Raw genomic sequence first — 22,015 nt, forward strand, 5'->3', positions numbered from 1 at the left:
TTTCCGAAGGATTCCATGACCGATCGCAACCAGACCCTGTTTGACCGCGCCTGCCGCAGCATTCCCGGCGGCGTCAATTCGCCGGTGCGAGCCTTCCGTTCGGTGGGCGGTACGCCGCGTTTCATCGAGCGCGCGCAAGGCCCGCGTGTATGGGACGCCGAAGGCAAGAGCTATCTCGACTACGTCGGCTCATGGGGGCCGGCGATTGCCGGACACGCGCACCCGGTCATCGTCGAGGCGGTGCGCGAGGCGGCTCTGTCGGGTCTGTCCTTCGGCGCGCCCACCGAGGCCGAGATCGAGATGGCCGAGGCCATCTGCGCGCGATTGCCGTCGGTCGAGATGGTGCGCCTGGTCAGTTCCGGTACCGAAGCGACGATGACCGCCATTCGGCTGGCGCGCGGCTTCACCGGGCGCGATGCCATCGTCAAGTTCGAAGGCTGCTACCACGGTCATGCCGACAGCCTGCTGGTCAAGGCCGGCTCGGGCCTGCTGACCCTGGGCAACCCGTCCTCGGGCGGTGTGCCGGCCGATTTCGCCAGGCACACCATCGTGCTCGACTTCAACGACCTCGATCAGGTCGAGGAGGTTTTCCGCGCGCGCGGCGACGAGATCGCCGCGATCATCGTCGAGCCGGTCGCCGGCAACATGAACCTGATCAAGCCCCGGCCCGGCTTTCTCGAGGGGCTGCGCGAAGTGTGTACGAAGTACGGCGCGGTGCTGATCTTCGACGAGGTCATGACCGGCTTTCGCGTCGGCCCGCAGGGCGTGCAGGGCGTGACCGGCGTGACGCCGGATCTGACCACGCTGGGCAAGGTCATCGGTGGTGGCATGCCGGTGGGCGCCTTCGGCGGGCGGCGCGACATCATGGAGTGCATCGCGCCGCTGGGCAGCGTCTACCAGGCCGGTACGCTGTCTGGCAGCCCGGTGGCGGTGGCGGCTGGGCTGGCCTCACTCAAGGTGCTCGACGAGCCCGGCTTCTACGACCACCTGGCCGCACGCACGCGGCGCCTGGTCGACGGCCTGCAGGGCGCGGCCGATGCCGCCGGCGTGCGCTTTTCGGCCGATGCGCTGGGTGGCATGTTCGGCGTGTATTTCGCAGACACGGTGCCGGGTTCGTTCGCCGAAGTCACGACCTGCGACAAGGAGGCCTTCAACCGTTTCTTCCATGCCATGCTCGAGGCCGGGCACTACTTCGCGCCGTCGGCCTTCGAGGCCGGTTTCGTGTCGATCGCGCACAGCGAGGACGATATCGACACGACCGTGGCCGCCGCGCGCGAAGTGTTCGTGTCCATGGACTGAAGGCGTTGTCCGAGCCCGAGTATCGCCTCAAGCGCGTGCATGCCGCGCCCGCCGGCGACGACGGCGTGCGTGTACTGGTCGACCGCCTGTGGCCGCGCGGCGTATCCAAAGAGGACGCCGCGGTCGACCACTGGATGCGCGATCTCGCGCCGTCGTCCGAACTGCGCCGCTGGTTCGGCCATCGGGTCGATCGCTGGGACGAATTTCGCCGTCGCTACTTTGCCGAGCTCGACGCGCGTGCAGCGGCGCTGGAGCCGCTGCGGGCGCTGCGCGGGCGCGTCACCTTGCTGTTCGCGGCGCGTGACGAGCGGCACAACAATGCAGTGGCGCTGAAGGAATACCTCGAAAGCGGCAGGCGGCGGGCGTAGTGCGTGATCGCCATGCCGGCGAGGCTACAGCAGGAAGATCGTCGCCAGCCCGAGGAAGATGAAGAAGCCGCCCGAATCGGTGAGCGCGGTGATCATCACCGAGCCGCCCAGTGCCGGGTCCTTGCCCATGCGCATGCGCATCATCGGGATGATGACGCCCGCGCTGGCGGCAAGCAGCAGGTTGAGCGTCATCGCGCTGGTCATCACCACGCCCAGTTGCCAGTTGCCGTAGAGCCACCACGCCATCGCGCCCAGAAAGCCGCCCCACACCACGCCGTTGAACAGCGCCACGCCTATTTCCTTGCGCAACAGCCGGCGCATCGCGCTGGGTTCGATCTGGCCCATGGCGATGGCGCGCACGATCATCGTGATGGTCTGGTTGCCCGAGTTGCCGCCGATGCCGGCGATGATCGGCATCAGTGCGGCCAGCGCGACGAGCTTCTCGATGGAGCCTTCGAACAGGCCGATCACGCGCGAGGCGAAGACCGCCGTGACCAGGTTGATGGCCAGCCATGCCCAGCGGTTCTTCACCGAATCCCACACCGAGGCGAAGATGTCCTCCTCCTCGCGCAGGCCGGCGTTGCTGAGGATCTCCTGCTCGCCTTCCTCGCGGATGTAGTCGACCATGTCGGCCACGGTGAGGCGACCGATCACGCGCTTTTCCGAATCGACCACCGGGGCGGACACGAGGTCGTAGCGCTCGAAGGCCTGGGCTGCGTCGCCGGCGTCGTCTTCGGGGATGAAGCTGATCACCGGCTCGGTGCCCATGACCTCGGCCACTTCCATTTCCGGGTCGTGGATGAGCAGGTTCTCCAGGGTCAGGATGCCGCGCAGGTGCTCGTCGCGGTCGACCACGAAGAGCTTGTCGGTGTGGTCGGGCAGCTCCTCGAAGCGGCGCAGGTAACGCAGCACCACTTCCAGCGTGACGTCCTCGCGCACCGTGACCATGTCGAAGTCCATCAGCGCGCCCACCGTGTCCTCGGGGTAGGACATGGCCGCGCGCAACTGCTCGCGGCCCTCCGGGTCGAGCGACTGGTAGACGTCCTGGATGACTTCGGGGGGCAGGTTCGGCGCGAGGTCGGCCAGCTCGTCCGCGTCCAGGCTCTCGGCGGCGGCCTTGAGCTCCTCGGGCTCCATGGTCTCGATGAGCGACTCGCGCACCGCGTCCGAGACTTCGAGCAGGATCTCGCCGTCGCGCTCGGCCTTGACCAGATTCCAGACGAAGAGGCGGTCTTCCAGCGGCAGCGCCTCGAGCACGAAGGCGATGTCGGCCGGGTGCATGCCCTCGAGCAATTCCCGCATTTCCTCCAGATGCTCGCGTTGCAGGATGCCTTCTCCGGCCTCCTGGCGGTTGGCCAGGTCTTCGCCGAGCCGCTGGCGCGCAAGCAACTCCTGCACCATGCGCAGGTGCTGCTGGACGTCGTCGGGGGAGTGCTCTTGCTCTTCGGCGGACATGGGGGACTCGGGCGCGTGGGTCGGAGCGCAGGCAGGCTGCTGGCGCGATTTTACGGACTTGTGCGGTGCGGCGCGACCGCGCTCTGCGCGCGGCCTATTCCGGGATGCGCGTATGCACCATGCGTGCACGCACGCTCTCGGCGATGGTCTCTAGGCGCGGGCCGAAGGATTCGGCGTAGTGGCGCGGGTTGGGCAGCATCACGGCCATCTGCGTGGCTTCGACCGGCCCCAGGCGGTCGGCCGAGATGCCGTAGTGGTGACGTGCCGCGGCCTCGGCGCCGAAGATGCCGTCGCCCCACTCGACCACGTTGAGATAGACCTCGAGGATGCGCCGCTTGCTCCAGGCGGCCTCGAGCATCACCGCGATGATCGCCTCCTGCCCCTTGCGCCAGTAGCTGCGCGAGGGCGACAGGAAGAGGTTCTTGGCCAGCTGCTGGGTGATCGTCGAGCCGCCGGCCACCGCGCCGCCACGGTCTCGGTTGCGTTCGATGGCGCGCTGGATGCCGGTCCAGTCGATGCCGTAGTGGTCCATGAAGCGGTCGTCCTCGGCCGCCACCACGGCGCGTTTCAGATGCGGCGAAATGCGGTCGAAGGGCACCCAGCGCTGGTCCAGCGTCGCGCGTGCATCGTGCTCGCGCAGTTCGGCCAGGCGCAGCTGCATGAAGCTGGTCGTCGCCGGATCGTGGTCGCGCCACCACAGCACGTGGACCAGAAACCAGCCCTGTAGCAGCGCCAGTACGAGTACCAGCGCGGCCAGGGCGAGCCACACGCGGCGCATCAGGCGTTTCATGCCGCCATGATCTCGGCGCGCAGGGCCTCCAGTACCGGCGCGGTGTCCGGGCGCACGCCGCGCCACAGGCGAAAGCTCTCGGCGGCCTGTTCGACCAGCATGCCCAGGCCGTCGGCCGTGCGTGCCGCCCCGTCGCGTCGCGCCGCGCGCATGAAGGGCGTGTCGCCGCGTCCGTACATCATGTCGTAGGCGAGCGCGTCGGGCGCGTACAGGCCGGGTGGCAGGTCCGGTGCCTGGTCCGACAGACTGGCGGCGGTGGCATTGATCACGAGGTCGAAGTCGCGCCCGACCAGCGCGGCGAAGCCGCAGGCGTCGAGCGTGGCCGCGCCGGCCTGCGGGCCGAAGCGCTCGACCAGTTCCTCGGCGCGTGTCACCGTGCGGTTGGCGATGGTGAGCGCCACCGGCGCCTCGCCGAGCAGCGGCAGCACCACGCCGCGTGCGGCGCCGCCGGCGCCGAGCAGCAGCACGCGCCGGCCCTCGATCGGGTAGTTGAGGTTGTGACGGATGTCGCGCACCAGGCCGGCGCCGTCGGTGTTGTCGCCGAAGATGCCGTCGCCGTCGAAGGCCAGCGTGTTGACCGCGCCGGCCGCCTCGGCGCGCGGCGACAGACGGTCGGCCAGTGAATGTGCCTCGAGCTTGAACGGCACCGTGACGTTCAGGCCGCGCCCGCCAGCATGGCGGAATTCGGCTACTGCCGCGGCAAAGCCGTCGAGTGGCGCGAGCAGCGCTTCGTAGACCAGCTGCTGGCCCGTCTGCGCGGCGAAGGCAGCGTGGATGCGGGGCGACTTGCTGTGGGCGATGGGGTTGCCGATGACGGCGTAGCGGTCCATGGGATGCTCCGGTAGGTGCCGGTGTGTCCGCTCAGCGCGTGTGCAACTGGTCGGAATTGGTGAAGGTCCAGGTGCGCGTGATCACGACCCGGTCGGTGTCGTCGCGGATGTCCGGCGGAAACGGTGCGTAGGGCGCGGCCATGCGCACGATCTGGGCGGCGGCGCGGTCGAGCACGTCGTGACCCGAGGAGCGGTCGATCTCGACGCGTTCGAGCGTGCCGTCGGCGCGGATTTCGACGGTCATCACGAGGCTGCCGTAGATGCGTCCGCGCGCGTCATCCGGGTAGTTCAGCGTGCCGATGCGCTCGACCTTCTGGCGCCAGTCCTCGGCGTACTGGGCGAAGCGGTATTCCTTGGCGCGCGTGCCGATGTGCACCTTGCGCGGGCGCTTGGAGTACTCGTCGAGCTGGCGGCCGATGCGCGCTTCGAGTTTGGCGACAGCCGCGATCGAGTCCATCAGATCCAGCCCGGACACGTCCGGCGCTGCAGGCGGTTCGGGTGGCGGCGCGGGCGTTTCCGCACGCTCGGGCGCACGCGCGACGGGCGCGGGCTGCGCCGGCGGTGCCGGGTCCGCGGGTGCCGGCTGCGCCCTCGTCGACTCCGGGGCCGGCGCCGGCGCTTGGCTCGCCGCCGGTTCGGCTGTCGGTTCGGGTATGGGCTCGGTGGCGGGTTCGGTTCGCGCGGGTTCGGCGGGCGTAGTGGCGGCCTGTGCCGCGGGCGTGGCGGGCGCTTCGCGGGGAGGGGGGGCGGACTCCGTCGCGGCTGGGCGGGCGCGCCGTTCGCGCGGGTCCGCGGCGTTCAGCACAGGCGTCTTGGCGTTCGATTCGGGTTCCTGGCGCGTCGCTTCTGGCGCGTTCAGTGCCATCGTCACGCGCTCGGGCTGCGTCGCGGAGGGGCTCGCCGGCTCGGGCAGGGCGAGCGGCTTGATCGCTGCGGTGAAGGGTGTCGACAGGGGCTGTGGTCGGGGCGCGTCGAGCGCGACCGACGCGGTGGCGGCGTCGCGCGTCGGCTCGGCGGGGCGCTGCGGCCGTGGCGGCTCGGCAGTGAGGTCGGCGGTGGCGGGTGGCGGTGTGTTCGGTCCTGGCAGCGCAGCCGGCGGGGGCTGGCGCACCGGCGCGGGTTGGAGCTCGGGCCGTGGCGAGGGCTGCGGGCGCAATTGCGTGGCGGGCTCGACGGTGGGTGGAGCCGCCTCCTGCGGCGCCGGTGCGAGCGGGCGCGGCGCGGGCGCGGCGATGCGGCGCTGCTCGGTCGGTGCATTGCCGTCCTGGCGGGAGGGCAGGACCGGGGTCGGCGTCGAGGTCAGCGCCTGCTCTGACACCGGGCCGCCGCCGTCGAGATTGGCCTGGGCGAGCACGTCGGCCTGCTCCGGCGCGCGTTCGCGCCGCGCGTTGACCAGCACGACTTCGAGGTTGCGGTGTTCGACGTTGGGGGTCGGCTGCGCGCCGGAGAAGGTGATCGACAACACCACGGCGTGCGCCAGCAGCGAGGCGACGATGGCGAAGGGCATCGGCAGGCTGATCGTGCCGTCGCGCAGGCCCTTGCGAGCGGCCGCGACCAGGGAGGCGTGCGCCGATGCCCTCATGTGCGTCGGTCAGCTGCTCTCGAAAACGGCCTCGCCGGACTGCTGCGGATCCGGCTCGGACAGGGTTTCGAGATGGCGCGCGTTCAGATCCAGGTCGATCAGGTCGCTGCCCTCGATGGCCAGACGCACGCGCGCCCCCGGCATCTGCAGCGGCATCGAGGCGATCTTGACGACCAGCGGCGTGTGGTCGATGCGCACCACGTTGTCGCGCAGCACGCGCGCGGTGATCTCGCGCTCGCTGCGCTGGCGCAGCCAGCGCAGGCACCAGTAACGTTCCATGCCGCGCTGGAATTCGGCGTAGGCCGCGTAGGTCAGCTCGAAGTCGCGCATGGCCGCCATCAGATCGGTCGAGCGCGGCGCGAACGGCGGTGTCTCGCCGCGCACGGTGGCGACGATCTGCCATTGATTGATCAGGTCCACGTAGCGGCGTAGCGGCGAGCTGGACCAGGCGTAGCAGTCCACGCCGAGCGCGTCGTGCGGTTCGGCCTTGGTGCTCATGCGCACCTTGCCGCCGTTCTGCACCCGGTACAGCCCCGGCACGCCGGCCTCGTCGAGCTGTTTGCCCCAGGTCGCGTTGGCGTGGATCATCAGTTCGGCCACCAGCTTGTCCAGCGGCGAGCCACGCTTGCGGTCGGTGATCGTGACGTGCCCCGGGCCGTCGGCGGTCTCGCGCGTCCAGTCCACATAGAAGCTGTAATCGACCTGATCCTGGTTGGCCGAGACCTTGCCGCGCCCGGCCTCGAGCACCGTGGCCAGTTCCCACAGCAGCTTGAGTTCCTGGCGGTAGGGGTAGTCCGGTCCGTCGTCCTGGCCGTGCAGCACGGCGTCGTTGAAGAGCGGCTCGATGTCGTGGTGGCGCAGGTTGGCGGCCACCGGGATGCGCTCGACGCGGGTCTCGGAGCCGGTGATGGCGAGCGCCGAGCTCAGGTCCAGATACAGCGACACGGCCGGGCACTCGCGCCCGGCGCCGAGCGTGAAGCGCTCCACGATCTCGTCGGGCAGCATGGTGATCTTGTTCCCGGGCATGTAGACCGTCGACAGGCGCTGGCGCGCGATCGCCTCGAGCGTCGAGCCGCGTGCGAAGCCCAGCCCCGGTGCGGCGATGTGGATGCCGATGCGCCAGCCGCCGCCCGCGCGCGGCGTCACCGAGAAGGCGTCATCGATCTCGGTGGTGGTCGCGTCGTCGATCGAGAAGGCCGCGACCGCGGCCAGCGGCAGATCGTCCGGCTCGGCGGGCGGATCGAACTGCGCAAAGCCCGCACCTTCCGGGAAGTGCTCGAACAGGAAGCGGTTGTAGTGATAGTCGTAGCTCGAATGCAGTGCGCCGCACTTGAGCAACAGACGCGGCGCGGACAGGCCGGCGTCGACGCAGGCTGCTTCCAGCGCCTTGACCTCGGGCCGGTTGCGGTCGGGGCGGTAGAGCACCTGTTCGACCATGCCGTCGAGTTCGGACGGCAGCCGGCCCTCGACCAGTTCGGCGCGCATGCGCTCGATCAGCTCAGCTTGCTGGCGCTTCTTCTCCAGCCCGGCCAGCGCAGCCTGCAGGATGTCGGGCGGCGCTTTGCGAAAGCGCCCGCGTCCCTTGCGATGAAAGTGGATCGGCGCCGAGTGCAGGCGCAGCAGCACCGCCGTGGCCTCGACCGGGTCCGGCGTGTGGCCGTGGTACTCGGCCGCGAAGTCGTCGAAGGCGAATTCGTCATCGCCGCACACCTCCCACAGGAAGTCGGTGTCCAGCGCCTCGGCCTCGGGTTCGGCGCGCTCGAGCAGTTCGCCTGCCGCCGGCGCGTCGAAGCGCAGCAGCACCTGCGCCTTCTTGATCTTGACGCGCTTGCCGGTCGAGGTTTCGACCTGCAGGCTGGCGTCGTTGTCGCTCAGCACCGAGCCGGTTTTGAAACTGCCGCTTTCTTCGAACAGGACAAACATCATGCCGCCATGTGGAAACGAGCGTGCTAGTTTAGCAGGGTCGCCGGCCCGCCCCGGGTGCCTGCGTCGTGCCGGCATTGCGCGTATACTGAGGCACGCTCGCGTCTGCGCAAGCGCTCTTGCGCAACCGGCCCGGGCGCCGAAATTCCGAAGGAGACATCATGACTACCGCTCGCCTTGCCCGCGCGCCCGGGCGATTGTTCGCCGTCGTGCTCGCTGCCCTGATGCTGTCGGCCCTGTTCGCCGCCCAGCCCGCCCGCGCCGAGACCGAACCCAAGGTCGTGTATCACGCCGACTTCGCCGATCCGCGACGCTTCAGCGCGATGCTCACGAGCATCAACAACATGGTCACGCAATATCAGAACGAGCTGGTGGACTACGATGTGCGCATCGTCTTCGTCGCACACGGCATCCGCTTCGTGACCGACGATGCGCTCGAGGGCACGCCCTTCGAGGAAGATGCCGAGATGGCCGAGCGGCGCGAGAACAACGCCAGCCGACTCAAGGCGCTGCAGACGGTGCAGGGCGTCAAGCTCGAGGTATGCGACATCACGCGCGGCCAGATCGGGCTCGATGCGGCCAAGCTCTACGACGGCGTGGAACTGGTCACCTCGGGCGTGGTCCGCATTGCTGAACTGCAACAGCGTGAGGGCTTCGCCTACATCAAGGTCGAGTGAGGCCGGCGAGCCGCGCCACCGCAACCACCACACAGCAACGAGGAAAAACATGACAGGACAAGCCATGTGGGCATTCGTCATCGTCGCCGTCGTGGCCGCAGCCCTGATCGGGTTCCTGCTCGGCCGCGCCAACGGCAACGGTGCAAAGCAGAAGCTCAAGGAACTCGAAGAGGATCTTCAGGGCAAGGACCGCGAACTTGCAGGCTACAAGCGCGAGGTCGACGCCCACTTCGACCGGACTGCCTCGCTGTTCGTGTCGATGGCCGGGTCCTACAAGGCCCTCTTCGAGCACCTGTCCGAGGGTTACGCCAAGCTCTCCGATGGTTCGGATCGCGACCTGTTCCGCGAACGTGTCGCGACCCTGCTGATCGACGCGCCCAGAGAGGGGGGCTCGCAGGACGAGGACGCCACACCGCGTGACCAGGCCACGACGACGCCCGATGCCGACGACAGCGCACGTGACGAGACCGAGGCCTCCCAGCCCCAGGCCGATGCCGATGAGGACGCCCGTGCCTCGGCCGACGCCACGCCCGGAGCAGACGATGAGCGTGTATCGCCGGCCGAGGAACACGGCCCGACCGGGAATGGCCAGGAGCCGGCCGCGGTCGAGGATGAGCCCGAGCAGCAGCGTGTGACCGGCGAAGCCGCGACACAGCCGACCGACGAGGCGACGCGAGAGCCGGACGAGCCTGCCGAACGCGCGGATGAGGAAGAGCCGCACGCGACCTCGGTCGCCGACGCGCAAGCGGTCGAGTCCGCCAACAAGCACTGATCCGTCGGCGTTCGACGCTCGCGACGGCCCGCGCCACGGCGCGGGCCGTTCTGCGTTTACGGCGCGCGCAGGCCGGCGAAGTCGATGATCGCGTCGAGGTAGGCGTCCCAGCGGGTAAAGCCGTGATTGCCGCCTTCGAGCACGCTCTGGCGCGCGCCGCGGTACTTCTCGACGGCATCGCGGTAGTCGAGCACCTCGTCGCCCTGTTCGACCAGCAGCCAGTAGCGCCCGGGCCGTGTGATCGCGGGCACGTCGAGCGCGCGCAGCTGCGCCACGTGCTCATGCGTGAACATGAAGCGCTCGCCGGTGTAGAAGTTGTCCAGCTCGCCGATCCACTGTTCGAGCGAGATCGGCGCGACCACTGCCGGATTGACCAATACGGCGGCCAGCTCGTGGCGCTCGGCCAGATGCGTTGCGTAGAAGCCGCCGAGCGAGCTGCCCACCAGCGTCGGCATGCGCTGCGGGAAGCGCTCGCGCGCGGTGTCGATGGCGTGCTCGATGAGCGCCACGGCACGCGCCGGTTCGTGCGGCAACTGCTCGCACCAGAAATCCCGGGTGAGGCCGCGTTCGGCCATGCGGCGTGCCAGGGCCTGCGCCTTGTGCGAGGCCGGCGCGGAGCGGAAGCCGTGCAGGTAGAGGATCATCGCGCGCCCCTCAGGCCGAGGTCACGCGCAGGCACCAGTCGAGCACCGCATCGTGCTCGGGCGGCAGCAGTTCTCCATAGCCGCCCGAGAAGGCTTCCCATTCGGGCAGGAAGCGGTGTCCGACGGCGGTGAGCAGTGGAATGCCGGCGGCCACGGCGAGCCCGATCTCCTCGCGCAGGCCGGTGCCCAGCGCCTCCTGCGCGCCGAACTTGTTGACGCACACCAGCTGCGCGCCGCCTTCGACGGCGCGGCGAATCTCGACTGCGGCGCGCGCCAGCGAGGCCGGGTCGAGGCGGCACGCCTCGGAGCCGCGCCCCAGTTCCTGCGACAGCGAGTAGCGCTCGCCGTTGGCGAGGTTCTCGAGTTCCATCGCGCAGGGATCGTCGATGCTCATGCCGATGTCGTGCTGCAGCACCCCGCCCAGGCGCAGGCCGCGCTCGCCGAGCGCGTGCGCGACCTCGAGCATGAGGTTCTCCACCGGGTCTTCCGGGGTGTAGACGATGGCGGCGAGCGGGGCGGGAGCGTCGGTGGTCATGGTGCGTGAAAGTGGCGGTCGATGCGCACGATTGTCGCATCGACCGGGCGGGGTGCGAAGCGCATCGGACGCGAAGCTATGCAAGGAATATAGAACGAAGATTTCATTCTTTCCGGTTCTGAGCGCGCTCGTGTAGCTTTGCGCCGTGTCCCTTCCCCGCGCGCGGGCGTGCGATGATTCCCGAACCTGTCCAGCCCGTATTCGTCGGCCTCGTCCTGGTCGCCCTGTTCGCATGCTTCGTGCGCGAATGGCTCAAGCCCGACGTCGCCGTGATGAGCGCGGTGGCCCTGCTGCTCGCCACCGGGCTGCTCGCGCCGGCCCAGGTGCTGTCGGTGTTCGGCAACAGCGCGCCGGTGACCATCGCCTGCCTGTTCGTGATCAGCGGCGCACTGGCGCGCACCGGTTGCGTGGACCGGCTGGGCGAGTGGCTGGCCTCGATGGCGGGTGGCTCGGAGCGGCGTTTGCTGCTGGCGATGCTGGCCGTGGGCGTGGTGGTGTCGCCGTTCATCAACAACACCCCGGTGGTGATGGTGATGATCCCGGCCGTGATCGCGATCAGCGCGCGTCACGGGATCGCGGCCTCGCGGCTGCTCATCCCCCTGTCCTACGCGACCATTCTCGGCGGCATGACGACCATGGTCGGCACCTCGACCAACATCCTCGTCGACGGCGTGGCGCGCGATCTCGGGCTGGCGCCGTTTCACATGTTCGAGATCAGCGCTCCGGCGGTGCTCATCGCGCTGCTCGGCTGCGCGGCGATGTATTGCCTGGCGCCGCGCCTGCTGCCAGTGCGTGACCGGCTCAGCCGGCAGTTCGGTGCGAGTGGAGAGCGCCTGTTCATGACCGAGCTGTTCGTGCCGCAAGGTTCGCGAATGGTCGGGCGAACCCTGCGCGAGGCGGGCGTGGCCAACGGCACGATCCGGGTGCTGACGCTGTTGCGCGGTGACGACGAGCACTCCGCACCGTCGCCGGATACGCGGCTGGTGGCGGGCGACCGCCTGGTGGTGCACAGCCGCAGCGAGGGCATGATGGATCTGCGCATGGCCGGCCTGTCGCGTTCGGCCGGCGGCACGCATGACCTCGAAACGCTGCGACGCAGCGGCGTGGTGATGGTCGAGACCATCGTCGGCCCGACCTCGCGCTACGCGCAGCGCCCCATACGCGATCTCGACCTGGCCGCGCGCTACGGCATCCACGTGATCGCCGTGCATCGCAAGGATGCCTCCATCGAGGACATCGGCGACGAGTTCCAGTTGCAGTTCGGTGACGTGCTGCTGGTCGAGGGCTCGCCGACGCAGATTCGCCGCTTCTGCGACAACGGCGACCTGATCGCCATCACCGAAACCCGCGCGCCGTCGCACCGTCATGCCAGGGCGCCGGTGGCGCTGGCGACGATCGCGGCGGTGATGGTGCTCGCGGCCTTCAACGTGATGCCCATCGAGGGTCTGGCGCTCATTGGTGCGGCGGTGGTCGTGGCCAGCGGCTGCATCCGTTCCGACGAGGCCTACAAGGCCATCGAGTGGCCCGTCATCGTGCTCATCTACGGCATGCTCGCGTTGTCGATCGCGATGCGTGATTCGGGGCTGTCCGACCTGCTCGCAGGCGCACTGGTCGCCGCCGGCGCGGATCTCTCGCCGTGGGCGATGCTGGCGCTGGTCATCCTGATCGCGTCGGTGATGACCGAATTCATCAGCAACAACGCGGTGGCGGTGCTGCTCACGCCGGTGGTCATCGGCGTGGCCCAGCAGTTGGGCGTCGATCCGCGTCCCTTCGTCGTCGGGGTGATGTTCGCCGCCAGCGCGAGCTTCGCCACGCCCATCGGCTACCAGACCAACACCCTGGTCTATAACGCCGGCAACTACCGTTTCGGCGACTTCGCGCGCCTCGGCGTTCCGATGAACCTGCTGGTGTGGGCGTTGGCGACTGCGCTCATTCCGTTCTTCTGGCCGCTGCAGCCGGCCTGATCAAACCTGTCGCCAGCGCTCGAGCCAGCGCTCGGCCGCTTCGGGCCGATCGTACAGATAGCCCTGGTGTATGACGCTCGCCCGGCGCGACAGAAAGGCTGCCTGTTCTTCGGTTTCGACGCCCTCAGCGACCACATCGAGCTGCAGGTGGCGTGCGACCGACAGGATCGTCTCGACCAGCGCGGCGTCGTTGGGGTCGTCCGGTGCGTCCTGGATGAAGCTCTTGTCGATCTTGAGCTCGTGGATCGGCAGGCGCTTGAGATACGCCAGCGACGAATAACCCGTGCCGAAGTCGTCGATCGAGAAGCGCACGCCCAGCGCGGCCAGTTCGTTCATGCGCGCGGTGATCTCGTCGATCTCGTGCAGGAACAGGCCCTCGGTGATCTCCAGCGTGAGCTGGCGCGGCGCGGCGCCGGATTCAGCAAGCAGCGTCTTAAGCCGTGGGACGAAATCACGCTGGCGGAACTGGCGCGGGCTGATGTTGACCGACAGGCGCAGCTCGCGCCCGGCGCGGGCCTCGACGGCGATCAGCGCGCAGGCCTCGGTGAGCACCCAGGAGCCGAGTTCGACGATCAGGGTGGATTCCTCGGCGATGGGGACGAAGGCGTTGGGATAGAGCAGTCCGAAGACCGGATGCTTCCAGCGCACCAGAACCTCGGCGCCGATGGTGCCGCGCTCGGGGTGGATCAGCGATTGCAGGTGCAGGCACAACTCGTCGTGGGCGAGCGCGTGACGCAGGTCGCGTTCTACGCGAAAGCTCTGCGTCGCCGATTCGCCCATGACGGTGTCGAAGAAAGCGGTCTGATCGGTGCCCGCCTTGGCGCGGTGCAGCGCCGTGTCGGCGCGTCGCAGCACGGCCTCGGGCGAATCTTCGCCATTCTCGTCGGGAAACAGCGTAATGCCGATGCTCGCCGAAACGGCGAACTCCTCGCCGTCGATGAGCAAGGGGCGGCGCAGTTCGGCATGGATCTTCTCGGCTACGGTCAGCGCGCGGCGACTGGCGCGATCGGCCCGGCCGCTCACATCCGGGAGCAGGATGGCGAACTCGTCGCCGATCATGCGCGCGAGCGTGTCGCCGCTGCGCAGCAGATCCTGCAGGCGCTCGGCGAAGGCCTTGAGCAGGGCGTCACCGGCGCGGTAGCCGCGCGCGTCGTTGACGATCTTGAAGCGGTCGATGTTGAGCAGCATCAGCGCCTCGACCGACGGGGCGCGCCGCTGCGCGGCCAGATTCTGGGCGAGACGATCCGTCAGCAGGCTGCGGTTGGGCAGGCCGGTGAGCGTGTCGTAGTAGGCCAGCCGATGCACGCGCGCTTCCGCCTCGCGCCGCTCGGTGACGTCGGTGACCGCGCACTGGATGCCCTCGATCGTGCCGTCGGGGGCGCGGATCGGCGACTTGACGATCTCGACGTGCACCAGCTCACCGGTGCGCGTGGACGGATGCGTGCCGGTCAGCGACACCGGCTCGCCGGAGGCGAGCACCTCGGCGTCGATGGAACGGTAGTGCTGGGCCAGATCGGGTGGCGCCAACGAATACACGCTGATGCCCATCAACTCGGCCTCGCTGCGGCCAATGGTTTGCTGGAACACGCGGTTGGCGAAGGTGAGCCGCCCCTCGCGATCGTAGCGGAAGATGTTCTGCGGCAGGCTGTCGACGAGGGAACGGTAAAGCGCCTCGCTGCGCTGCAGTTCGCGCTCGCTGCGGTCACGCCGCAGACGGTTGGCCAGCAGCATGCCGAGCGTGGCCGTGGCGAGCGGATGCACGAACATCACGGGCAGGCCGATCGCGGCGATCACGCCCGGGCCCGCGCCAGTGGGCAGCGTCATCATCAGGGCGAGCATGGTCAGATGCACGGCCAGTCCCAACGCATAGAGCTCGCGCCCGCGCACCTCGGCCAGCGAGCCGCTACAGCGCAGGCGCCACGCATAGCCGATGGCGCCCGCGGCGACGATCACGAACACCCCCGTCCAGGCGCCACCGCCGCCCAGCGCGAAGCGGTAGGCGGCGGCGATCGCGGCGGCGACGATGGTCGGTAGTGCGCCGAAGAACAGGCCCGACATGGCGAGGATCACCGAGCGCGTGTCGAAGACGATGCCCGGCGCGAAGTCGAACGGCGCCATCATCACGCCGATTGAGATCAGGCCGAGAACGCCGCCGGTGAGCATCTGCGTGCCGCGGCTGGCGTCCAGCCGGTAGCGGCTGCTGGCCAGTTCGAACACCAGCACCATCGCCAGCAGCAAGGCGGCGTTGTACAGCAGTGCGGTCAGGATCGGCCCGTGCATGGGTCAGCGGGTCCCAAGGTGCGGCGAGGATCGGGTGGCGATCGGGGCCATTCATCGAAGTCCATCGGATATGGCATTCGAGTCTAGCGGAATCCCGCCGCGCATGGTGTGGTCGATCGCCCGATCGCCCGATCGCCGCTGTCGGTGTCGTATCCGCGTCAGTCCGGAGGTGGAGCTAGTGACGAGAGCGCCTTTCGGGGCGGTCGTGACGACTCTGCAGCAGGCTGCAATTGAAAACGGGCCGCCCGAAGGCGGCCCGTCGTTCATCGCGTTGCGAGGTCGATCAGATGTTGTGATAGACCTTGGCGCCGGTCTTCACGAACTCGATGGACTTCTCTTCCATGCCCCTGGCGAGCGCGGCCTGCTCGTCCAGGTTCTGCTGCGCGGCGTATTCGCGCACGTCCTGGGTGATCTTCATCGAGCAGAAGTGCGGGCCGCACATGGAGCAGAAGTGCGCGACCTTGGCCGAGTCCTTGGGCAGGGTCTCGTCGTGGTACTCGCGTGCGCGGTCGGGATCGAGGCCGAGGTTGAACTGGTCTTCCCAGCGGAACTCGAAGCGCGCCTTGGACAGGGCGTTGTCGCGGATCTGCGCGCCCGGATGGCCCTTGGCCAGGTCGGCGGCGTGGGCGGCGAGCTTGTAGGTGATGATGCCGTCCTTGACGTCGTCCTTGTTGGGCAGGCCGAGGTGCTCCTTGGGCGTGACATAGCAAAGCATGGCCGTGCCGTACCAGCCGATCTGCGCGGCGCCGATGCCCGAGGTGATGTGGTCGTAGCCCGGCGCGATGTCGGTGGTCAGCGGTCCGAGCGTGTAGAACGGGGCTTCCTTGCACCAGTCGAGCTGCAGATCCATGTTCTCCTTGATGAGCTGCATCGGTACGTGGCCCGGGCCTTCGATCATCACCTGGCAGTCGTGCTTCCACGCCACTTCGGTGAGTTCGCCGAGGGTCTTGAGCTCACCGAGTTGGGCGTCGTCGTTGGCGTCGTAGATGGAGCCGGGGCGCAGGCCGTCGCCGAGCGAGAAGCTCACGTCGTAGGCCTTCATGATTTCGCAGATTTCCTCGAAGTGCGTGTAGAGGAAGCTCTCCTTGTGGTGCGCCAGACACCACTTGGCCATGATCGAGCCGCCGCGCGAGACGATGCCGGTCATGCGGTTGGCGGTCATCGGCACGTAGCGCAGCAGCACGCCGGCATGGATGGTGAAGTAGTCCACGCCCTGTTCGGCCTGCTCGATCAGCGTGTCCTTGAAGATTTCCCAGGTCAGCTCTTCGGCCTTGCCGTCGACCTTTTCCAGCGCCTGGTAGATGGGCACCGTGCCGATCGGCACCGGGCTGTTGCGGATGATCCACTCGCGCGTCTCGTGGATGTTCTTGCCGGTGGACAGGTCCATGATGGTGTCCGAGCCCCAGCGGATGCCCCAGGTCATCTTGTCGACTTCCTCGGAGATCGAGGACGTGACGGCCGAGTTTCCGATGTTGCCGTTGATCTTCACCAGGAAGTTGCGGCCGATGATCATCGGCTCGGACTCGGGGTGGTTGATGTTGGCCGGGATGATGGCGCGACCGCGCGCGACCTCGTCACGCACGAACTCCGGCGTGATGGTCTGCGGCAGGCTGGCGCCGAAGCTCTGGCCGGGGTGCTGGCGCAGCATCATGGCGGCCATCTTCTCGCCCTTGGGGCCGGACGCGCGCAGCGATTCGATGTACTTCTCTCGGTTCAGGTTCTCGCGGATGGCGATGAATTCCATCTCCGGCGTGATGATGCCCTGGCGCGCGTAGTGCATCTGGGTGACGTTCCTGCCGGACTTGGCGCGCAGCGGGTGACGGTGCAGGTCGGGGAAGCGCAGCTCGTCCAGCGACTTGTCGGCGGCGCGCTGGCGGCCGAACTCGGACGACAGGTCGGACAGCTGCTCGGTGTCGCCGCGCTCGTCGATCCACGCCTGGCGCAATGCCGGCAGGCCGGAGCGCACGTCGATCCTGGCATTCGGGTCGGTGTAGGGGCCGGAACAGTCATACACGAAGACCGGCGGGTTGCGCTCGAAGCCCATGGACTCCGAGGTGTCGCTCTGGGTGATCTCGCGCATCGGCACGCGGATGTCGGCTCGCGAGCCTTCGACGTAGATCTTGCGCGAATTGGGCAGCGGTGCGACCGCAGCTGCGTCCACATGCGCCTCGGCAGCGATGAATTTTTCGTTGGCGTTCATGACAACTCCGTTCTTGCTTGGGTGATGCGGGCCGCCCGTGGGCGGAATGGGTTCAGGCCGGGCGTTGCGGCCACAGTGCATGGAAGTGGTGCACCGGGCCGTGGCCGTGTCCGACGTCGAGTTCGCCGGAGGCTGCGATCGCGCGCAACAGATAGTCGCGCGCGCCGCGCACCGCGGCCTCGACGCCGTTCGCGTCGCCGGCCGTTTGCGGCAGCAGTGCCGCGATCGCCGACGAGAGCGTGCAGCCGGTGCCGTGGGTGTTCTTGGTTTCGATGCGCCGCGCATGCATCTCGATCATGCGGTCGCCGTCGAAGAGCAGGTCGACCAGCTCGCCGCCGGGCAGATGGCCGCCCTTGAGCAGCACCCAGCGTTGACCGGACGTCGGCAGCATCTCGCGCAGACGTTCGGTGGCGCGGTACATGTCCTTGACCGAATCCGGCGTGCCGGATTCGAGCAGGACCGCGGCTTCGGGCAGGTTGGGCGTGATCATGAAGCTCTGCGGCAGCAGTGCCTCGCGCAGCATGGCCACGGCCTCGCGCGCGAGCAGGTGGTCGCCGCTCTTGGCCACCATCACCGGGTCGCACACCACAAAGGGCGCCTTGAAGTGCGCGAGACGGTCTGCCACGGTGCGCACGATCTCGGCCGTGCCGAGCATGCCGAGCTTGACCGCGTCGATGCGCACATCGGCGAACAGCGTGTCGATCTGTTTGCGCAGGAAATCGATGGGCGGGGTGTGCACGCCGGTGACGGCCTGGGTGTTCTGCGCGGTGAGCGCGGCGATCACGCCGCAGCCGTAGGCGCCCAGCGCCGAGAAGGCCTTGAGGTCGGCGAGCACGCCGGCACCACCGGACGGATCGACGCCGGCGATCGAGACGACATTGGCAATGCGGCTCACCGCGCACGCTCCGCAGAGGTGGCGGGTATACGGGAGAGTCGGGAAGGGGACTGCGGGCGGGTCATGCGCGTTTTCCTACGCCGGTGCTAACCGGATCAGGTTCCAAGGGTATTTTCTCAGCCCGCTCAAGCGATTGCGGGCACCCCCAACGATTTTCGTGATCCTAGCGCAGCGACCGGGCGCGAACAACCACACAGGTCAAGATTTGGTGAGAAAGGGGCTGGCGGCGGCATGACATGCGGCTGATCTCTCCGGAGCCCCTGGCCTTCAGGCATCCCACGCGCCGGCCAGCGCGACGACGCCGAGCACGGCGAACAGCACCGCGGCAATGGCGTGTACCAGGCGCACCGGCATGCGGTGCGCGAGCCGGTCGCCGACGAACACGGCGGGCACGTTGGCGATCATCATGCCCAGCGTGGTGCCGGCCACGACGGCCACGAAGGCGTCGTATTGCGCTGCCAGCGCGACCGTGGCGACCTGTGTCTTGTCGCCCATCTCCGCCAGGAAGAAGGCGATGGTGGTGGTGGCGAAGACGCCCATGCCGGTCTTTACCTGCACGTCCTCGGCGTCGAGCCTGTCGGGAATGAGGATCCACACGGCCATCGCGAGAAAGCCCAGACCCAGCACCCAGCGCAGCAGGTCCGGTCCCAGCACCTGCGTGAGCCAGGTGCCGAGCGCGCCGGCGAAGGCATGGTTGGCGATGGTGGCGACCAGAATGCCGAACACGATGGGGCCGGCGCGGCGATAGCGCGCGGCCAGCATGAAAGCCAGCAACTGTGTCTTGTCGCCGATTTCGGCCAGTGCGACGATGCCGGTGGAGACGAGAAAGGCGTCGAGGGCGAGGGTCATGAGGTGGCATTTGGCGCGGGTGCGTCCGACGCCGTCCTGCGGCCATTGCGCGGCCGCGCATTGTATCGTCGGCCCGGGGCTAAAGAAACTTGCGGCCGGGGCCGTTGTAGTGTCGGATACCGCATCACCAGCAGGCACCTCAATGCCCCTCGTCTCGCGCCTCGTCGCCCCAGCAATCGTTGTGCTCTCGCTGCTCGCCGGCCCGGTCGTCGCCGGAGGCTGGGTCACGATCGCGCGCGACAACGCACGTCAGGTGCAGATCGATCGCGACGCGATCATCCAGTCCGATGCCGGCACGCGCGTGGCCTGGGCACGCATGCTGCTGGGTGAGGAGGAGGCCGGGCGGCTCGGCTATGTCGCCGTGCATGCGCTCAACCGCTACGACTGCCGCAACCGCAGCTTCATGCCGGTGCGTCGCCGCTATCTGGACGCGCGCAGCATCATCGTGCGCGAGGAGGAAGTCGCCGATCAGACGCCGCGTCAGGTCGCACCGGGCGGGGTGGACGACCGCCTGTGGCGCGAGGTGTGTCGTCCGCCGAGCACGGCCGATCTGATGGAACTCGCGCTGGAGGCCGAGCGCATGGCGCGCGCGGCCGACGAACAGACGCGCGCGCAGACGCCACCGCAATCGCCACCGCCGGAGGCGGGCGTCGAACGCAGCGAGCCGGCCTCCGGGCCGGCGCGACTGGGCTCGGAGGCCCGGCGCGAGGCATTGGCGACGCGTACCGCGTCCAGGCCGGCTGCGCCGGATCCGCTGGCGCCGCGTCATCCGCCCATCGAATGGAGCTACGAGGATCTGACCGGCCCCGAAATGTGGGGGCGGCTACGCCCGGACTGGACGGAATGCCGCGACGGCCGGCGCCAGTCGCCGATCGACCTGCATTCGGGCCTTGCCGTCAATCTCGAGGCACCGCAGTTCGACTACCGGCCCAGCTATTTTCGCGTGATCGATACCGGCCGGCTGCTGCGCATCCATGCCGGCGAGGGCCTGGGTGCGACGCTGCGCGGCGAACGTTACGAACTGGTCTACATCGAGGTGCACCGTCCGGGCGAAGCGCGCGTGGACGGCCGCATCCACGACCTGTCGGTGGACCTGCACCATCGTGCGCCTGACGGACGCATGGCCGTGGTGTCGGTGCAGTTCGAGGCCGGCAACGACGATCATCCGGTGCTCGCCGAGTGGCTCGCCAGCCTGCCGCTGGAGCGCGGCGGGCAGTACGCCCCTGATCGCACCGTGGACCTGTCGGCGCTGATTCCCGCCGAGCGTGCGCATTACCTTTACAGCGGCTCGCTGACCGTGCCGCCATGCACCGAGGGCGTGCTGCGCGTGGTCTTCAAGCAGCCCATGCAATTGTCGTGGGAGCAGCTCGGCGTGATCGCCCGACTGCATCCGCCCAGCGCCCGCCCGTTGCAGCCGACCCGCGACCGCCGCGTGCTGGAGTTGCGGTGAGGATCAGGGGGCATCATGTTTGCCGAGTCTTTCTCACCGCAAGCACATAGGCGGCGATCGCCGCGCCCATCAGCACGACGAACAGTGCGGCCATGCGCACGTAGCTCTCCCCGGCGCCGATCAGCAGCGCGACTGCGAGCGGGGCGGCGGCCTTGGCGAAGAAGGCCGGCTGCGCGAGCCGCCCCATCAGGGCGCCGTAGGCTTCGCGGCCGAACAGTTCCGCCGGGACGGTGCCGCGCGCGATGCTCAGCACCCCGTTGGCCAGGCCGTAGGTGACGGCGCAGGCGAATGCGAGCATCGGCACCAGCCCGGCGATGAGCAGCAGTGTCATCGCCAGCAGCATCGTCACGAGCGAGGCCAGGCCGACGCGCACGGCCGGCAGATTGCGTGCGAAAGCGAACTCGATCACCCGACCCAGCACCTGCATCGGCCCGATCAACGAGGCTGCCGCGACCGCCGCGCCGTCGCTCAACCCGCTGGCGCGCAGTGCGCCGACCACGTGCGCGGCCATGCCCGACACGACGAAGGCTGCGAGCGTGAACGCGGTTGCCAACCACAGCAATCGACGGCGCTGCGTCGCGCCCGACTCGTCGGCGTCCTTCGCAGGCGTGGTTTGCGACGCGGCCAGCCGTGGGCGCGGCAGGGCAAGATGCAGCGGCAGGCACAGCACGAGATGCAGCACGGCAAAGACCGCGAATGCGGTACGCCAGCCGCCCAGACCTTCGAGCCACCACGCCAGCGGCCAGAACACCGTGCTGGCGAGTCCGCCGAGCAGGGTCAGCGCGGTCAGCGCCTGCCGGTAGCGCGTGCCGGCGAACTGCGACAGCGTCGCGAACGAGGCATCGTACAGATTGGCCGCCATCGCCAGCCCGGCGACGATCCAGCCAAGAAAGAACAGCAGCGGGCCCTCGGACAGAGCGACCAGCCCCATCGACAGTGTCGCCAGCAGCGAGCCGCCGGCCATCACGCGGCCACCGCCGATGCGGTCGATGGCGCGCCCGACCGCCGGCGCGGCCAGACCGGAAAAGCCCAGTCCCAGCGAGAAGGCGCCGAACACAATGCCGATACTCATGCCCAGTTCGGCCGACATCGATGGCGCGAGCACCGCAATGCTGTAGGTCAGCGTGCCCCAGGCGATGATCTGGGTGGTGCCGAGCATCGCGACGTGGCGCCACAAGGGTGCTCGGGAGTCCTGGGAAGGCGGTGTCGTCATGCGCGCCGTGCCGGGTTCGGTTGCGCATGGTAGCGCGACGCCGCGCCGGGGAGGTCAGCCCAGGTCGAGTTCGCCGTCGAAGCTGATGTTGATCGCCAGGTCGTCGACCACCAGCGTCATCTTCGCCGGCAGCTTGCCGCCCTTGAGTTTGCCGGCCTCGTCGGCCTCGCGCACGGCCTTCTCGATCTCGATCTGCGAATTGACGCCGACCGTCTTCAGAAACTTGCGGATACTCATGTTGAGAACTTCGTCGTTCATGCTTCGGTCTCCTGATTGCGAATCGAAGATG

18 protein-coding genes, 1 pseudogene and 1 riboswitch are annotated in these 22,015 nt (G+C 68.5%); of the genes and pseudogenes, 6 read left to right on the forward strand and 13 right to left on the reverse strand.

Annotation, left to right across the window (positions count from 1 at the left end; genetic code table 11):
- Positions 1-15: 15 nt before the first annotated feature.
- Together hemL and C0099_RS02740 are read left to right on the forward strand one after the other, a co-directional pair.
- On the forward strand, positions 16-1,299 hold the full coding sequence (gene hemL / locus C0099_RS02735) for a glutamate-1-semialdehyde 2,1-aminomutase (protein WP_102246031.1): 1,284 nt from the start codon (positions 16-18) through the stop codon (positions 1,297-1,299).
- 5 nt (positions 1,300-1,304) lie between these two features.
- Entirely contained in the window at positions 1,305-1,667 is a 363-nt protein-coding gene (locus C0099_RS02740) for a DUF488 domain-containing protein (RefSeq protein ID WP_102246032.1), read from the forward strand.
- 24 nt (positions 1,668-1,691) lie between these two features.
- On the opposite strand, the gene mgtE is transcribed toward C0099_RS02740, so the two are convergent.
- The 5 genes and pseudogenes from mgtE to C0099_RS02765 all read right to left on the reverse strand — a co-directional run bounded on the left by mgtE (position 1,692) and on the right by C0099_RS02765 (position 8,247).
- Positions 1,692-3,122, reverse strand: a complete 1,431-nt coding sequence (gene mgtE, locus C0099_RS02745) for a magnesium transporter (protein WP_102246033.1) — start codon at positions 3,120-3,122, stop codon at positions 1,692-1,694.
- A gap of 94 nt (positions 3,123-3,216) precedes the next feature.
- A complete protein-coding gene (mtgA, locus tag C0099_RS02750) occupies positions 3,217-3,912 on the reverse strand; it encodes a monofunctional biosynthetic peptidoglycan transglycosylase (RefSeq protein ID WP_102246034.1) in 696 nt (231 codons plus the stop codon).
- Positions 3,909-4,742: a shikimate dehydrogenase gene (aroE, locus tag C0099_RS02755; protein WP_102246035.1), complete on the reverse strand. Its 834-nt coding sequence runs from the start codon at positions 4,740-4,742 to the stop codon at positions 3,909-3,911. Before aroE ends, mtgA begins: the two co-directional genes overlap by 4 nt.
- Before the next feature lie 31 nt (positions 4,743-4,773).
- Positions 4,774-5,292: pseudogene (locus C0099_RS16360) on the reverse strand (energy transducer TonB); the annotation flags it as partial.
- A gap of 1,041 nt (positions 5,293-6,333) precedes the next feature.
- Positions 6,334-8,247: a ribonuclease catalytic domain-containing protein gene (locus tag C0099_RS02765; protein WP_102246036.1), complete on the reverse strand. Its 1,914-nt coding sequence runs from the start codon at positions 8,245-8,247 to the stop codon at positions 6,334-6,336.
- A 161-nt stretch (positions 8,248-8,408) separates the two neighbouring features.
- Between C0099_RS02765 and C0099_RS02770 the strand changes: the two genes are divergently transcribed.
- Positions 8,409-8,924: a DsrE family protein gene (locus C0099_RS02770; protein ID WP_102246037.1), complete on the forward strand. Its 516-nt coding sequence runs from the start codon at positions 8,409-8,411 to the stop codon at positions 8,922-8,924.
- Between the two features lie 49 nt (positions 8,925-8,973).
- Positions 8,974-9,696, forward strand: a complete 723-nt coding sequence (locus C0099_RS02775; protein WP_164084869.1) for a ZapG family protein — start codon at positions 8,974-8,976, stop codon at positions 9,694-9,696.
- Between the two features lie 56 nt (positions 9,697-9,752).
- On the opposite strand, the gene C0099_RS02780 is transcribed toward C0099_RS02775, so the two are convergent.
- The gene (locus C0099_RS02780) at positions 9,753-10,340 is read right to left on the reverse strand and encodes a YqiA/YcfP family alpha/beta fold hydrolase (protein ID WP_102246039.1); all 588 of its coding nucleotides are present in this window, start codon (positions 10,338-10,340) and stop codon (positions 9,753-9,755) included.
- A gap of 10 nt (positions 10,341-10,350) precedes the next feature.
- Complete coding sequence (locus tag C0099_RS02785; RefSeq protein WP_102246040.1) at positions 10,351-10,875, reverse strand: DUF2478 domain-containing protein; 525 nt, start codon at positions 10,873-10,875, stop codon at positions 10,351-10,353.
- A gap of 173 nt (positions 10,876-11,048) precedes the next feature.
- On the opposite strand from C0099_RS02785, the gene C0099_RS02790 reads away from it, so the two are divergent.
- A complete protein-coding gene (locus C0099_RS02790) occupies positions 11,049-12,839 on the forward strand; it encodes an SLC13 family permease (protein WP_102246041.1) in 1,791 nt (596 codons plus the stop codon).
- Here C0099_RS02790 and C0099_RS02795 read toward each other — a convergent pair whose 3' ends face one another.
- The 4 genes from C0099_RS02795 to C0099_RS02810 all read right to left on the reverse strand — a co-directional run bounded on the left by C0099_RS02795 (position 12,840) and on the right by C0099_RS02810 (position 19,063).
- Positions 12,840-15,119, reverse strand: a complete 2,280-nt coding sequence (locus tag C0099_RS02795) for a putative bifunctional diguanylate cyclase/phosphodiesterase (RefSeq protein WP_102246042.1) — start codon at positions 15,117-15,119, stop codon at positions 12,840-12,842.
- A 283-nt stretch (positions 15,120-15,402) separates the two neighbouring features.
- The gene (thiC, locus tag C0099_RS02800) at positions 15,403-17,319 is read right to left on the reverse strand and encodes a phosphomethylpyrimidine synthase ThiC (protein WP_102246043.1); all 1,917 of its coding nucleotides are present in this window, start codon (positions 17,317-17,319) and stop codon (positions 15,403-15,405) included.
- 52 nt (positions 17,320-17,371) lie between these two features.
- The gene (gene thiD, locus C0099_RS02805; protein WP_102246044.1) at positions 17,372-18,214 is read right to left on the reverse strand and encodes a bifunctional hydroxymethylpyrimidine kinase/phosphomethylpyrimidine kinase; all 843 of its coding nucleotides are present in this window, start codon (positions 18,212-18,214) and stop codon (positions 17,372-17,374) included.
- Positions 18,215-18,269: 55 nt separating this feature from the next.
- A riboswitch (TPP riboswitch) is annotated at positions 18,270-18,371 on the reverse strand.
- Positions 18,372-18,481: 110 nt separating this feature from the next.
- On the reverse strand, positions 18,482-19,063 hold the full coding sequence (locus C0099_RS02810; RefSeq protein ID WP_102246045.1) for a TMEM165/GDT1 family protein: 582 nt from the start codon (positions 19,061-19,063) through the stop codon (positions 18,482-18,484).
- 142 nt (positions 19,064-19,205) lie between these two features.
- Between C0099_RS02810 and C0099_RS02815 the strand changes: the two genes are divergently transcribed.
- Positions 19,206-20,513, forward strand: a complete 1,308-nt coding sequence (locus C0099_RS02815) for a carbonic anhydrase (protein WP_164084870.1) — start codon at positions 19,206-19,208, stop codon at positions 20,511-20,513.
- Between the two features lie 13 nt (positions 20,514-20,526).
- Here the strand turns inward: C0099_RS02815 and C0099_RS02820 are convergent, their stop codons facing one another.
- Together C0099_RS02820 and C0099_RS02825 are read right to left on the reverse strand one after the other, a co-directional pair.
- The gene (locus C0099_RS02820; protein ID WP_228151633.1) at positions 20,527-21,672 is read right to left on the reverse strand and encodes an MFS transporter; all 1,146 of its coding nucleotides are present in this window, start codon (positions 21,670-21,672) and stop codon (positions 20,527-20,529) included.
- Between the two features lie 108 nt (positions 21,673-21,780).
- Complete coding sequence (locus C0099_RS02825; protein WP_102246048.1) at positions 21,781-21,984, reverse strand: DUF6494 family protein; 204 nt, start codon at positions 21,982-21,984, stop codon at positions 21,781-21,783.
- Positions 21,985-22,015: the final 31 nt, after the last annotated feature.

Source organism: Pseudazoarcus pumilus (genome assembly GCF_002872475.1).
In the GTDB taxonomy this organism is placed as follows: Bacteria; Pseudomonadota; Gammaproteobacteria; order Burkholderiales; family Rhodocyclaceae; genus Pseudazoarcus; species Pseudazoarcus pumilus.